This window comes from Demequina aurantiaca (assembly GCF_000975135.1).
Classification (GTDB): domain Bacteria; phylum Actinomycetota; class Actinomycetes; order Actinomycetales; family Demequinaceae; genus Demequina; species Demequina aurantiaca.
In genome coordinates this window covers 28781-41992 of the sequence record NZ_BBRF01000001.1, presented here as the reverse complement: position 1 = coordinate 41992, position 13212 = coordinate 28781, and the positions used below count along the sequence as shown (strand labels likewise).

13 protein-coding genes and 1 riboswitch are annotated in these 13212 nt (G+C 64.4%); of the genes, 6 read left to right on the top strand and 7 right to left on the bottom strand.

From position 1 onward, the window contains the following. On the bottom strand, positions 1 to 1421 hold a 1421-nt coding region (locus AOP73_RS11955), incomplete at its 3' end, for a prealbumin-like fold domain-containing protein (protein ID WP_439645221.1). A gap of 285 nt (positions 1422 to 1706) precedes the next feature. Here AOP73_RS11955 and AOP73_RS00195 point away from each other — a divergent pair. Beyond that, on the top strand, positions 1707 to 2825 hold the full coding sequence (locus AOP73_RS00195) for an SDR family NAD(P)-dependent oxidoreductase (protein WP_236683464.1): 1119 nt from the start codon (positions 1707 to 1709) through the stop codon (positions 2823 to 2825). On the opposite strand, the gene AOP73_RS00190 is transcribed toward AOP73_RS00195, so the two are convergent. After that, positions 2822 to 3541: an ABC transporter ATP-binding protein gene (locus AOP73_RS00190; RefSeq protein ID WP_061962663.1), complete on the bottom strand. Its 720-nt coding sequence runs from the start codon at positions 3539 to 3541 to the stop codon at positions 2822 to 2824. The two genes, AOP73_RS00195 and AOP73_RS00190, sit on opposite strands and share 4 nt — an antisense overlap. Beyond that, the gene (locus AOP73_RS00185; RefSeq protein ID WP_061962662.1) at positions 3538 to 4623 is read right to left on the bottom strand and encodes an ABC transporter permease; all 1086 of its coding nucleotides are present in this window, start codon (positions 4621 to 4623) and stop codon (positions 3538 to 3540) included. The genes AOP73_RS00190 and AOP73_RS00185 overlap by 4 nt, the downstream gene beginning before the upstream one ends. A gap of 166 nt (positions 4624 to 4789) precedes the next feature. Between AOP73_RS00185 and AOP73_RS00180 the strand changes: the two genes are divergently transcribed. The 5 genes from AOP73_RS00180 (at position 4790) to AOP73_RS00160 (ending at position 9868) form a co-directional block, all read left to right on the top strand. Beyond that, positions 4790 to 5974 carry a sensor histidine kinase gene (locus AOP73_RS00180; protein ID WP_061962661.1) on the top strand — a complete coding sequence of 395 codons (1185 nt, stop codon included), beginning with the start codon at positions 4790 to 4792 and terminating at the stop codon, positions 5972 to 5974. Beyond that, a complete protein-coding gene (locus tag AOP73_RS00175; protein WP_061962660.1) occupies positions 5971 to 6600 on the top strand; it encodes a response regulator in 630 nt (209 codons plus the stop codon). The genes AOP73_RS00180 and AOP73_RS00175 overlap by 4 nt, the downstream gene beginning before the upstream one ends. 50 nt (positions 6601 to 6650) lie before the next feature. After that, positions 6651 to 8123, top strand: coding sequence for an amidohydrolase (locus AOP73_RS00170; RefSeq protein WP_061962659.1), 1473 nt, complete (start codon positions 6651 to 6653; stop codon positions 8121 to 8123). Positions 8124 to 8208: 85 nt separating this feature from the next. After that, positions 8209 to 8853: a DsbA family oxidoreductase gene (locus AOP73_RS12140; protein ID WP_061962658.1), complete on the top strand. Its 645-nt coding sequence runs from the start codon at positions 8209 to 8211 to the stop codon at positions 8851 to 8853. 43 nt (positions 8854 to 8896) lie between these two features. Next, a complete protein-coding gene (locus AOP73_RS00160) occupies positions 8897 to 9868 on the top strand; it encodes a diacylglycerol/lipid kinase family protein (protein ID WP_061964682.1) in 972 nt (323 codons plus the stop codon). 27 nt (positions 9869 to 9895) lie between these two features. On the opposite strand, the gene AOP73_RS00155 is transcribed toward AOP73_RS00160, so the two are convergent. From AOP73_RS00155 to AOP73_RS00140, 4 genes are read right to left on the bottom strand one after another with little or no spacing between them, the layout of a single operon-like run. Next, positions 9896 to 10741 (bottom strand): ABC transporter ATP-binding protein, encoded by an 846-nt coding sequence (locus tag AOP73_RS00155; protein ID WP_061962657.1) that lies wholly within the window; start codon positions 10739 to 10741, stop codon positions 9896 to 9898. Next, positions 10738 to 11778, bottom strand: coding sequence for an ABC transporter substrate-binding protein (locus AOP73_RS00150; protein WP_061962656.1), 1041 nt, complete (start codon positions 11776 to 11778; stop codon positions 10738 to 10740). The genes AOP73_RS00155 and AOP73_RS00150 overlap by 4 nt, the downstream gene beginning before the upstream one ends. 36 nt (positions 11779 to 11814) lie before the next feature. Then, on the bottom strand, positions 11815 to 12612 hold the full coding sequence (locus tag AOP73_RS00145; RefSeq protein WP_236683463.1) for an ABC transporter permease: 798 nt from the start codon (positions 12610 to 12612) through the stop codon (positions 11815 to 11817). Next, positions 12609 to 12902 carry a thiamine-binding protein gene (locus tag AOP73_RS00140; protein WP_061962655.1) on the bottom strand — a complete coding sequence of 98 codons (294 nt, stop codon included), beginning with the start codon at positions 12900 to 12902 and terminating at the stop codon, positions 12609 to 12611. Before AOP73_RS00140 ends, AOP73_RS00145 begins: the two co-directional genes overlap by 4 nt. A 123-nt stretch (positions 12903 to 13025) precedes the next feature. Beyond that, a riboswitch (TPP riboswitch) is annotated at positions 13026 to 13140 on the bottom strand. Between the last annotated feature and the right edge of the window lie 72 nt (positions 13141 to 13212).

Genomic DNA, 13212 nt, shown 5'->3' with positions numbered 1-13212 from the left:
ACGTTGTTGCGGTTGGGTACCAGGTTGGGCACTGCAGTGGGATTCTCGCTCGGTACCGCGGTGGGGACTTGTCCGGGGGTGACGTTGTTGCGGTTGGGTACCAGGTTGGGCACTGCAGTGGGATTCTCGCTCGGTACCGCGGTAGGGACCTTTCCGGGGGTGACGTGGTCGCGTGCTGGCACCAAGCCCGGCGTCGTAGTGGGCTGAGGGGATGGGACGAGGTCAGGAGTGACGAGGGGCGTCTGAACGTCCGGTGTCGGAACCGAAGGGCCCTTTGGCGGTTCGACAACCTCGTGGGGCGTCGGCGTAGCGGTGACCTTCTGCGTTGGCGTCTTCTGAACCTCCGGCTGTGGCACCGGAGTGTTGGTGTAGGTGCAGTTCACGCGGTCGCTACCGGCGAGCTTGATGCTGACACCGCGGTCGGTGTAGGTGATGCCGCTGGATCCGTCGCGCGACGTACAGACAGGGGCGTTTCCCTTGAGGGCCCAGTCCGCGCTCTTGGCTTCAGTAATGGTCCACTCGGGGTCGTGGGCGCCCACGGCGCCGCGAATGTAGGTAACGGAGTCGGGGTGTCCGTTCGAGGCGGCTAGTGTGAAGTCGTTGACGCCATCGCCATCCGAATCGCCAAAGGGGACAGTTCCCGTGAATGTGGCGTGGGACGTGCCGTGTGCGCCATCTGTGACCTTCTTGGTCACGATGATCTCGCCCGCGGTGGGCGGCGGTTGCACCGCGTAGTAGTAGCAGTAGGCGTGGGTTACGCCGTTGGGGTACGTCACGTACTCAACGTTGTCTCCGTTGAGTGCGTCGCTCGAGCAACGCAGCGCACCGTATCCCAGCTCCGTGCCCCGGCCGTTGAGCGGAGCGGTGGGGTGACCGCCCTGGACCCAGAGGCGCTGGCCGTGAGTGGCGTGACGTACCTGGTCAGCGGTCAGGGTGATCGTCGTAGCAGCCGGGATGGTTGCGCCCGTAGCAACCCCATGGTTGTTGAGCATCGGAGTCGACTTCCCGGTGGTCACCTGAGTGGAGAACGCGCCCGTGACGGTAGACAGTTGATGCGTCGCTGCTGACTTGCCCTTGTACCCTGTGCCGAGAGTGAAGTCCCAATTCTCGAGCGGGTGGCAGTTCGGGGCGCCGGCGTCCTCTTTGGCCGGTACCACTGAATCGTGCCGTGCGTATCCGGTGTCGTGGCCGAGGTCACGAAGGGACTCCATGATGTCGTTGCGTGCCTTATTGGCCTGGACGTCTGCGTAGGTGGGGCAAACGCGGGCGACGACCGTGAGTTGGTAGGTAGGGGTATGGGTAGAGGTGGCCTCGGCAGCGGGTGCCATGGCGAGCATGGGAATCGCTATCGCGCCAATGGCGAGCGGGGCGAGGATGATGCGCTTGATGATAGAGGTGGGGGACACCTTTAAGTTCTTCACTTTAGTTCTTCTTCTCTAGTGTGTGACCGGATCGGCCTGGGCCACTTCATCGGGGAGAAGGTCGTCACTTATGAATGTACGCCGCACGGTGAGGGGTGCATCGGGACGAAGGTCCCTCACCACCTCGAGTAGATATGCGGTGTCTTAACGTGCACGCGTATGTGCATTAAATCGTTACCTTCGGCCGGGTGTGGCACGCGGCATACCGTCCCTATCTCGCTGGCGCGTACCGAAGTACGCTGAGGTTGAACGTTCGGACCTTAAGGTACGCATAAGCGAGGAGTCATGATGTTTGGAAAAAAGACGAACCAAGACAACGCCACCGCCGATGCTGCGGCGGTCACCGGAGCCAGCGGGCTTTCCGGAGACAACAAGATTGGTGAGTGGCTGGATCACCCGCAGGGCGGACCGGTGCTACGCGCGATGCTCGCGGAGGCGGGTCAGGATGCGTCAGCTCTGAGGCCTGTGCGGCGAATGAGCATGAAGCGTCTGATCCCCATGAGCAAGGGTCAGTTTACCGAGGGCAAGATCGCGGAGCTCGTTGCCAAAGCCGACTCGTTCGACCCGGCGACAGCGGCGCCCGAAGCGGACACGGCATCGGCCGCTGAAGCGGTGTCCACTGAACCCGAGTTCGACCTTCCCGAGTGGCAGGAGAAGGTCACTGGCGGTCGATTTGCCGGCAAGACGCTGATCATTACGGGCGCCGGCTCCGGCATTGGACGTGCGACCGCTTCACGAGTGGCGCGCGAGGGCGGTCGCGTGATTGCCGTGGACATGTCCGAGACCGGGCTGAACGAGTTTGTGGCGGAGCACGCCGACGAAGACATCGTTCCTGTCGTGGGCAACATCACGGTCGAGGAGGACATCGCAGCCATTGTCGCGGCGGCGGGAGACACGGTAGACGGCCTCGCGAACATCGCCGGGATCATGGACAACATGACTCCTCTACACGAGGTGACCGACGCTGTCTGGGAACGAGTCATGGCGGTTAACGTCACCGGCACGTTCAAATTGTCGCGAGCGGTGCTTCCGCTGATGTTGGCCGCTCACGCAGGTTCGATCGTCAACATCACCTCCGAGGCGGGACTGCGAGGCTCGGCCGCTGGGCTCGCGTACACCGCCTCCAAGCACGCAGTGGTCGGCATGACCAAGAGCTCGGCGTTCATGTACGGTCCGCAAGGTGTCCGCGTCAACGCGGTCGCGCCCGGCCCCACCATTACTGGCATTGAGGCGAACTTCGATTCAGCCCTAGGAGGAGCTCGTATTCAGCAGGCGATGGCCGCGATGCCGACGCCGGTGGGCCCCGAGGAGTTGGCGGCGTCCATCTCATTCTTGTTGTCTGATGACGCGACCAATATCAATGGCGTGATTCTGCCCTCCGATGGAGGCTGGTCAGCGGTCTAGGTCTCATCACTCTTGGCGCTGCGTGCTGCTCGTGCATGGGTGTCAACTAGACGGCCGTCCATCATCTCCACCACGCGCTCCATGCGGGCGAAGTGGCTGGTGTCGTGGGTGACAAGTAGCGTTGACGTTCCCTCGGACGCCGTCAGATCCAACACGATGTCGATGATCTGGGAGCCGCGTTCCTGGTCTAGCGAGCTCGTGGGTTCGTCGACAAGGAGGATGCTCGGTCGGTTCATGAGGGCGCGCGCAATGTTGATGCGCTGGCGCTGGCCGCCGGACAACTGGTGTGGACGCTTGTGCGCCTGGTCAGCCAGTCCCACCGTCGCGAGAATCTCAGTGGCTCGCCGGCCGGCCGCGGGGCGCCTGGCACGTGCACCCTGTGTTCCGAGTTCATTCATGACGGTCAGCTGCTCGAGTGCTGTGAGGGAAGGCAGCAGATTCGCTTGCTGAAACACGATCCCGACCTGTTCACGGCGAAGGGCACTTGCGTCCTTTGTGCTGAGCCCGCCAGCGTCCGTGCCGTTGATCAGGATGCGTCCCGAGTCCGGCTGGATCAGCGTGGCGCCGAGCGCGAGAAGGCTGGACTTGCCCGAGCCTGATGGCCCGGTGATGCAGGTGACAGTGCCGGCAACTGCCGTCAAAGAGACCTGGTTGACGGCAGTGACCCGATTCGATCCGTCGGGATACGTCAAGGTCACATCACTGAACTCGATCATCGTGCACCTCCAAGTGCTGAAAGTGGGTTGACGGACGTGACGGAACGGACACCGACTGCCGCGCCCGCGAGACCCAAGATGACCAGAAGGGCTGCGGGTAGTGCCGTGGTGAGTGGGCTCACGAGGAAAGGCAGCGCGGCAGGCACGATGGCACCGACTCCAATCACGGCGGCAACGCCTACTGCCACCCCCGTAGCAAGGACGACGCCAGCCTGGCCCAGGGCGTCCTTCATCAGGGTGCGAGTTGCGGCTCCGAGTGCCTTGAGAATCGCAATGTCACCAGAGCGCTGAATAGTCCACACAGTGAAGAACGCGCCGATCACGAGGGCGGAGATGCTAAACAGCATCGCGATCATCATGCCTAGCGAGCCCACCTCGGAGGCGAAGGCGGGAATGGCGGTCAGCGACGCCAGTTGACCCTTCGCTGTGGTGTGGGTGTTGGACGCTACCTGGTCCCACTGTGGCGATCCGGTGACGGCAACGCCCGTGGCAAAAATCGTCCCTTCGCGTTGGGTTGCGGCGATGTCCTGCCAGTCGGCAAGTGAGGTGTACGCGACGGGGGTGTGGCTGTACCACCAGTCGTCGCCGACTGCGCTCACTAAGAGCTTGAACCCCGCAATTGTGACGGTGTCGCCAATCTGCGCGTCGAGCGCGTCGGCGGCCCCTGTGGACAGCACGATGCTTCGAGGAATGTCCGCAACCGTCGCCTCGGGGCTTAACTCCTGGTTGGGAGAGGCACCGTAGCCAACGATTGTGATCGCGGCCTCGCCGGACTCAGACTCGGCACGCGAGGTCGTGATTCCTACGGGGGTAGCGGAGGTGACACCCTCGGCTTCAGCCCACGTGTCGGCCTGCTTCTGGGTGATGCTGGAGGAGGAGAAGTCCGTTGCAGCGCCGTTGTCGCTTGCCGCGAGCACCATTTTGTCGAAAGGCAACGCCAGGATCCCAGAAACGTTCTGCCACGCTAGGCCGCCGGCAAGCCCGCTCAAGAACCCGACCAGAATGGTGATGAGCACGATGACGGAAGAAATGAGCGCGAAGCGTCCGCGGGCAAACCTGAGGTCACGTAAGGCGACGAACATGTGGATCCTTGTCTAGAGCGAGTCAATGTGGAGTTGTCTCAGTCTCGGACTCTTTCCCGCCAGGCACATCGGCCACTTAGGTGGAACTCGGCTGCGGCAAAGGGGTGAGCGTCGGTCAACCTTTTGGCTGATGGGCGGTCGCGGCGCCGCGCGTAGGCTGAACGGTATGGCTCACGATGCTCTCCGCCCAGTGTTCGTTGGGCTGCAAGTGGGATTGCACGGGCTATTGGTTCTGCTTGCCGCGCTGGTCATCGGGCGAGCGGCTTTCGCTCCCTATCCGGGAGCCACTGCGGCGGTGGTGATTGCGATCGTCATGGTCGCGACGTATGCGTTCGGTATCTGGCGCGTGGGTGCTCGACGAGTAGGAAACGGCATTGCAGTGTGGCTAGGCGTACTCACACTTGAATGGATTGCGTTGCTCTGGTTCACCCCCGATGCCGCCTACCTGGTGTTTCCGCTGTTCTTTCTGTACCTTCACCTGCTCGGACGAGCAGTCGGGGCCGCCGTTGTGGTCACGACCACCGTGGTGGCGGTGGTTGCGCTCGGCGCGCATGGAGGCTGGAGCGTGGGCGGTGTGGTGGGTCCCCTTGTGGGCGCTGGTGTCGCCCTGCTCATCGGCTACGGCTATGAGTCGCTGTCTCGTGAGGCGTCCGAGCGAGAACGCCTCCTCGCGGAGCTCACCGCTGCTCAGGGGCAGCTCGCCGCCTCTGAGCATGAGTCGGGAGTTCTCGCGGAGAGGGCACGGCTCGCTCGCGAGATCCACGACACTGTCGCCCAAGGGCTGTCCAGCATCCAGATGCTGCTTCACGCGGCCGAACGCGCGGATCCGGAGGGCCCGGGAGTGCCGCACGTTCGCCTGGCACGCGAGACTGCAGCGGCCAATCTTGCCGATGCCAGGCGATTTATTCGTGAACTCACACCCCCTGACCTGGACGCGCACGGCCTCGAGGATGTGTTGCATCGCTTCGCGCGGGATGAGTGGGCGAGCCACGGCCTCGTCGTGGACGTGCAGGTCCGTGGTTCGGAGACGCTGCCGATGCATCTCCAGACGGCGCTGCTGCGCATAGTTCAGGGTGCGATGGCGAATGTCATTCAGCATGCCCAGGCAGACTCCGCGACAGTAGAACTGGTCGCGGACTCCGAGACGGTCAGCCTCCGCGTGAGTGACGACGGCGTCGGGTTCGATGTGGCGGCGGTCAGTGGCGCGCCGTCGTCGCATCGTGATAGCTCGTTTGGTTTGAGGGCCACACGCGAGCGCGTCGACCAACTCGGCGGGGAATGCGTCGTGGAATCAAGCATTGGCGCTGGCACTGTGGTGGCCGTGATGTTGGATCTGGAGGTTGTCTCATGATTCGGGTGGTGATCGCTGACGACCACCCGATAGTGCGTGCAGGCATTCGGGCGCTCCTCGACCCAGAGGCGGAGATCGACGTGGTCGGAGAGGCGCAGACAGGCGACGCCGCCGCAGAATTGGCGCGCGAGCTACTGCCCGATCTGGTGCTGATGGACCTGCAGTTTGGTGTGGATGCTCGTACATCAGGAGTGGACGCGACGGCGACCATTAGGGCACTACCGGAACCCGCGCCGTATGTGTTGGTGCTGACGAACTACGACACAGATCTTGACATCCTTGGTGCAGTGGAGGCCGGGGCAAGCGGATATCTGTTGAAGGATGCGCCACCGAGTGACTTGCTCGCGGCGATTCGCGCGGCGGCCGCGGGGGAGAGTGCGTTGGCGCCGGTCATTGCGTCGCGGCTGATGTCGCGAATGCGGTCGTCGCACGTGCGCCTCAGCGCTCGCGAGTTGCAAGTGCTTGACCTTGTCGCACAGGGCCATGCAAATACGGAGGTTGCGGCGACGCTGTTCGTGACCGAGGCGACTGTGAAATCGCATCTCGCTCATGTCTTCACCAAACTCGGGGTCACATCACGCACGTCAGCCGTCGCGGTCGCGCGGTCACAAGGACTATTGCGTTGAATATGGTCGTCCTGCAAAGTTGCCCGTGATTGCGCGGTTAACCTGGCGGTATGAGACCAGAACGCTTCGACACTGTACTGCGCCACGCGCGCATCACCGGTGGCGCAGACTCGACCGTAGACGTGCTGATTCGTGACGGGCGCATCGCGCAGATTGCGCCGGAGATCGAAGCCGACGATGCCGCCGGCGCGGAACAGGTGGACCTCGACGGCCGCTTCTTGGGACCTGGCATGTGGGACAACCACGTGCACTTCGCCCTGTGGGCACGCACCCGCAGGCGCTTTCACGTCGCGGGAGCGTCCTCCGCTGCGGAGGTGTGCGCGATGGTGGCCGCAAGAGTCGCTGCCGAACCGGAGAACGACGCAACGCTCGTAGGAGTTGGCTTCCGCGATGCCCTGTGGCCCGATGTTCCCACCACGGAGGCGCTCGATGCGGCGTCCCGTCACCGACCGGTCGTGCTGATCAGCGGCGACGTGCACTGCTGTTGGGTCAATTCCGCGGCCGAGCGTCACTACGACCTGGCGCACGCCGGACTGCTCCGCGAAACCGAAGCCTTCGAGTTGCAGCGCAAGCTTGAGGTCGAGCCTGACGACGATGAGCGAATCTACGCGGTGGAGGCGGGCGCCTCAGCCGCCGCCCGCGGCACCGTCGGAATTGTCGACCTCGAAATGGCGGACAACATGCGGCTGTGGGTGCGCAACTGCGCCCAGGGGCTGGGGCTCCTGCGGGTGCGTGCGGGGTTCTACGAGGACATGTTCGACACGATGGTGGAACGAGGCGTACGCACCGGAGACATCGTTGAGGACACCAACGGGCTCGTGACAGTGGGTCCCTTCAAGATCATCACCGACGGTTCGCTCAACACCAAGACCGCCTACTGCCACGACCCCTACCCGGGCACTGCAGACCACGGCATCATCACGGTGCCGCCTACGGCCCTCGAGGACATGTTGGACCGGGCCACTCAGCATGGCTTTGAGGTGGCCGTGCACGCGATCGGAGATCTCGCCAACACCTTCGCGCTCGACGCCTTCGCAAGTACAGGCGCGCGAGGCTCCATCGAGCACGCGCAGCTGGTCCAGCCAGAAGACATCGGCCGCTTTGCCCAATTGGGAATCACGGCGAGCGTCCAACCTGAGCATGCGATGGATGACCGAGACGCGGCCGACGTGCTGTGGGCGGGGCGCACCGACCGCTCGTTCCCGCTCGCCGACCTCCATGCCGCTGGCGCACGCATCGCGCTGGGCTCGGACGCCCCGGTCGCGACGCTCGACCCGTGGATCTCGTTCGCTGCGGCTGTGTCGCGGTCACGCGACGGGCGTGAGGCCTGGCACCCCGAGCAGCAGCTTTCGCGCGAAGCTGCACTCGCCGCGTCGACGTGCGCTGCGCGCGTGGAGGAGGGCGCACTGGCGGACCTCGTGGTGACGGACGCGGACCCGATGACCGCAGAGCCTGAGGTGCTACGTCGCATGCCTGTCGCCGCCACCTTGGTGGGAGGCGCGTTTACGCACACCCGCCTGTGATGGCGCGTTCATCGACCAGGAATGAACCTGCTGGCATGGGCGTTGGCGCAGGGGAAACCAATTCGCAGATATTGAGGAGTTATTCGTGGTCAAGGTTGAAGTCTGGTCCGACGTTGCGTGCCCGTGGTGCTACATCGGTAAGAAGCGACTGCAGGACGCCATCGCCGAATTTGATGACACCGTCGAGGTGCAGTGGCGCAGCTACCAGCTCGACCCCACGCACCCCAAGGGCGAGGTCATGACCCAGCCCGAGATGTTCGCCAAGCGTGGCATCGCAGCGGACCAGGTCGCCCAGATGAACGAGAGGGTGACCGGCATAGCCGCCGAGGTTGGCCTCGACTACGACCTCGACTCCTACATGGTCTCCAACACCAAGGATGCGCACCGCCTCTCCCACTTTGCGGACGCGCGCGGCGTGGGGGACCAGATGCATGAGCGCCTATTCCAGGCTCAGATGATGGAAGGCAAGATCCTCGACGACGCCGATGTTCTGGTCGGCCTGGGTGAGGACGTGGGTATTCCCGCTGACGACACTCGCGCCATGCTCGCCTCGGACGAGTTTGCGGCGGCCGTGGACGCCGACATTGCCGATGCGCAGATGGTGGGCGTGCAAGGCGTGCCGTTCTTCGTCTTTGACCGCAAGTACGCGGTGTCGGGTGCGCAGCCCAAGGAAATGTTCACTCGGGCTCTCGAAACCGCTCGCTCGGGTGAGGTTCCCGCCGGACAGTAGCGTCGCATCATCGGCCGGAAGCAACTATGTCTATCCTGAGCCTGTGAACACCACTACTCACGTCGGCATCGTCGTCAATCCGTCCAAGACCAGTCGCGAGGACGTCGAGGAAGCGTTGGCTTCCGTCGACATTGACCTTCCGTCTCCGCGATTCTCGTGGTTTGAGACCACCAAGGAGGATCCCGGGCACGGGATGACGCAGGAAGCCCTCGATGCGGGGGTGGACCTGGTGATCGCCGCTGGCGGTGATGGCACGGTGCGGGCCGTCGCAGAATGTCTCGCGGCCAGCGAGGTGCAGGCCGAACTCGGCATCATTCCCCTGGGTACAGGCAACCTGCTGACCCGAAACCTCGAGATCCCCCTGAACAGCATCGCCAAGGCGCTCACGGTGGCGCTTTCCGGAAAGTCGCGAACCATCGACCTGGCCTGGGCTCAGGCTGATGTGGGCGACGGTGACGACAACAAGGATCAGCGCCTGGCGTTCACCGTCATGGCGGGAGTGGGCGTGGACGCCAACATGATTATCGAGACCGACGAGGACCTCAAGGGCAAGGTCGGGTGGCTGGCCTATGTCGAGTCTCTTGGACGTGCACTCTCGGAGAGCGACGTGATCGAGATGGAGCTCACCGTCGACGGCCATGAGCCCTCCCGCAGCGAGGCGCACACCCTGATCGTCGGCAATTGCGGAATTCTGACGGGCGGCGTCACGCTGCTACCGGACGCGGATCCCGCGGACGGAGAACTCGACATGCTGGTGCTAAGCGCCGATGGTGTGGCGAGTTGGATGGACACGTTGCGCACCATGGTGTGGGACAACGGAATCAAGCGCTTGGTCGGTGCGTCCGACGCGGCGGAGAGCAGCGAATCCGTCGATCACCAGCGCGTCACCTCCGTCACCGTGACGTTGAGCGAGCCGCGAGTCTTGGAACTGGATGGCGACGACGTGGGGGAGTGTTCGCGCATCGAGTTCAGCATTCAACCGGAGGCAATTCACGTACGGGTGCCGCAGGAGTAGTCGGGCCCCGCGTCACTCGGTGTGCAGTCAACAGTCAAGCGCGCTGAGTAGCGAGCCCCGGTCGTACCTTTCTTCTCCGCCTTGCCGTGCGCGGGCCTCATAGAGCAGGCGCCCGGGTCGGTCCGACAGCACCACAATGCGGTCGGCCAGGGTCATCGCCTCATCAATGTCGTGAGTGACCAGAACCACACCTGAACCCGTTGTGGAAGCGTCCCTCGCCACAGCATCGGCCGCCGCGGCTTGTTCCGTCAGGTGAACAGTGGCGAGCCAGGCGTTCATGCGTCGTCGCGTGACGGGGTCGAGCCCTCCGAAGGGCTCGTCAAGCAGGAGCACGGGGCGCTCTGCCAGGCATGTCCTGAGCAAAGCGAGACGTTGGCGCATCCCCCCGGACAGTTCGTGCGGCCACGCGCGTTCAAATCCAGCGAGGCCGAACTCCTCGAATAGTTGTTGAGCACGCGGGTACGCCCGGTCGCGAGGCACCCCTGCCGCGATCGCTCCGACCATGGCGTTCGCCATCGCCCGCCTCCACGGCAGCAGGCCGTCACGTTGTGGCATCCACGCGGTCGCTCGGCGACCGGACGCGTCCGAGGGGACGGCGATCGTGCCCTCGACTTGTGCCCGGGGATCCAGGAGGCCACCAAGCGCGCGCAGCAGGGTGGATTTGCCGCAGCCCGATGGTCCGAGCACGGCCACGAACTCGCCGTCGTGTACGTCGAGGCTGAGCGCGTCGAGCACGTTGAGCCCGCCGTCCTGACTGCCACCACGTCCCCCGCGCGAAGCGGGGAACGTGATGGTGAGGTCACCGACAGACAAGACCGGCTCGCTGCGGCCGGCCTCCGGCGCTCGACCTGTGCTGTTGGCGGTGGTTGTCATTGCTTGGCGGGCAGGAACTCGTTGGTCCACGCCCCGTCGACACTCGGGTCGCCGTCCAGCATGTCGTTGTCGGTGAGCCACTGCGAGAACCGATCCCAGGTCGCGCCGTCCTGTTGTCCCCACGCCTGAGGCGAGGTCGCGTACTTGTCCGCGAGCCAGTCAGCGCTGGCGGTGACCAGGGCCGCGTCGAGCTCGGGAGCGGCGGCTATCAGCGCATCGGCGGCCACGGTGGGGTCCTCCATGGCTGCCGCGTAGCCGTGCGCGGTGACCTGCACAAAGGCACCCACCGTCTCCGGGGAGGACTCAATTTCCGCGCCCGATGTTGCGAGCAGCGGCGTGTACCAGTCGGGGATGCAATCGAACCAGTCGCGGAACGCGATGGTGTTGACGTCCATGCCGTCCACCTCACTTAGCCTCAAGGTGTCCCAAGCGTCAAAGACCCACGCGGTGTCGAACTGGTCCTGAGTGAGTCCGATGCGGAAATCGTCGCTCACGAGCGGCACATGGTCGACCTTCGCGGGGTCGCCACCGTCGCACTCGACCAGGCTGGAGATGATCGCGGTCTCGAGATCGGAGCCGTAGGAGCCGTAGTTTTTTCCCTCGAGGTCGCGCGGGCGTGTGATTCCCTCGTCTGCCAGCGACAGTAGCGAGGACGTGTTGTGCTCGATCACGGTCGCGACGGAAACCACGTCGGCACCGGCGGCCCGGGCGGGCAGCAGGCCCTCGGCCACGGAGAACGCGAAGTCGGCCTGGCCCGCGGCGAGCAGCTGCAGGCCGGACGTCTCGCCGGGCTCGATCACAGTGACGTCGAGTCCTGCGTCCTCGTACCAGCCGTTGGCGAGGGCCAGGTAGAGGCCTGAGTGGTTGGTATTGGGCGTCCAGTCGAGCACTACGGTGACCGGCGTGAGGGGCTGAGCCGCGTTGGTCGCGGAGTCCAATGCGGCCTCGTCCTTCGTGTCGGTATCGGTGGATGAGCAGGCGGCGAGCGCGAGGGCGGAACCGGCGGCGAGTGCCGCGAGTCGGGTGAAGTAAGTCATATTTTCTCCTGAATGAAAGTTGGAAGGGGAGGTTGGTCAGGTCGAAACGAGGTTGGTCTGCCAGGGGGTGGCGACGCGTCTCAGAGCGACGATCGCCGCCACCATGAGTGCCGACAGGATCGCGATGAGGGCGATGCCGACGAAGATCTGGTCGACCGCGTACGCCTTGCGGGAGCGCTGAATGAAGACTCCAATGCCGGACTCGCCGGCGAGGTACTCGGAGACCACGGCGGCGCCCACCGCATAGGTTGCGGCGATCCGCAGCCCGGCAAGTGCGCCGGGCACGGACGCGGGGAGACGCACCAGCCACATCTGATGTGCCTTTCCTCCGCCGAGTCCCGCGACGGTGTCCGAGTACTCGGCGTCCACGTCCCGGATAGCGGCGGTCGCGGCTACCAGGACGGGAAAGAACACGGTCAGTGCGACCAGGGTGACCTTGGGGGTCAGCCCGTAGCCGGCCCACAGGATCATCAGCGGCGCGAGCACCACCGTGGGAATGGTCTGGCTGAGCAACACCACCGGGTGGGAAATCTGCCCGCTGGTGGGAAACGCCGACGTGAGAACGGCGAGGAGCCACCCCAGCATCGTCCCCATGGCGAGTCCAAGTACCGCCTCGGTCGCCGTCGTAGCGACGTGTGGGCCAAGGAGCGGAGCCTGCTCAACGGCGGTGGCGACTACCTGGGACGGACGGGGCAGCACGAAGGGCGGCAGGTTGCCGATGCGTACGGCGGCCTCCCACGCAGCGACGAGGACGGCGACGGTTGCGGTCCCGATGAGCGCGGCTCGAAGTCTGGAGCCGGGCACTCGCTGCGTGCGGTGCGTGGCCCCAATCACCGGCGGTGCTTGCCTACCAGATCCTGGACCGACGGGCCGTCGTCAGCGGCACTGCCCGAGACCTTGATGACGGAGAGGCAGCCCTCGGCCCCGGCGGTGATCGTGGCCTCATGGACCGTGCGCAGCAGCGCCCAGATCTGGTCCGGGGTTCCTTCGATGGTGGTGCCCATCCCACCCACCTCGTAGGTCAGGCCGGACTCGCTGATGGCCGCGATCGCGGCGTCGACGTGGGCGTAGCGGTTGTCGGCGGTGCCGATGGGGCGGGGCAGGACTTGGATTTCTGCGATCATGCGTGACTCCTGGATTGAGACCAGGGTGCAACTCAACGCTCGCACTACTGCATTGCATGCAGTCGCCATCCGTCACGGGGGAGTACACCCGGCGGGTATTGCAAATGCGCTGCCGAGCCCACGCCCGTGCCTTCGACACGTCCTTACGCTGGCATTACCCAGGTCAAGTTATCGGGTCAACAGCGCACTGATGGCTGTTTTCTCAGCTCGGCTGCCCCGAGCTCCCCGCGTTGGCCCTTGAAGCATAGCCACATTGTCGAGAAGGAGTCCAACAAGGACACATTGTGGACTTTGAAGTCCGCTCTGTTCT

Excerpts from the sequence above, each read along its gene's own strand:
- AOP73_RS00195 (WP_236683464.1), top strand. The coding sequence starts at position 1,707 with ATGATGTTTGGAAAAAAGACGAACCAAGACAACGCCACCGCCGATGCT.
- AOP73_RS00190 (WP_061962663.1), bottom strand. The coding sequence starts at position 3,541 with ATGATCGAGTTCAGTGATGTGACCTTGACGTATCCCGACGGATCGAAT.
- AOP73_RS00185 (WP_061962662.1), bottom strand. The coding sequence starts at position 4,623 with ATGTTCGTCGCCTTACGTGACCTCAGGTTTGCCCGCGGACGCTTCGCG.
- AOP73_RS00180 (WP_061962661.1), top strand. The coding sequence starts at position 4,790 with ATGGCTCACGATGCTCTCCGCCCAGTGTTCGTTGGGCTGCAAGTGGGA.
- AOP73_RS00175 (WP_061962660.1), top strand. The coding sequence starts at position 5,971 with ATGATTCGGGTGGTGATCGCTGACGACCACCCGATAGTGCGTGCAGGC.
- AOP73_RS00170 (WP_061962659.1), top strand. The coding sequence starts at position 6,651 with ATGAGACCAGAACGCTTCGACACTGTACTGCGCCACGCGCGCATCACC.
- AOP73_RS00155 (WP_061962657.1), bottom strand. The coding sequence starts at position 10,741 with ATGACAACCACCGCCAACAGCACAGGTCGAGCGCCGGAGGCCGGCCGC.
- AOP73_RS00150 (WP_061962656.1), bottom strand. The coding sequence starts at position 11,778 with ATGACTTACTTCACCCGACTCGCGGCACTCGCCGCCGGTTCCGCCCTC.
- AOP73_RS00140 (WP_061962655.1), bottom strand. The coding sequence starts at position 12,902 with ATGATCGCAGAAATCCAAGTCCTGCCCCGCCCCATCGGCACCGCCGAC.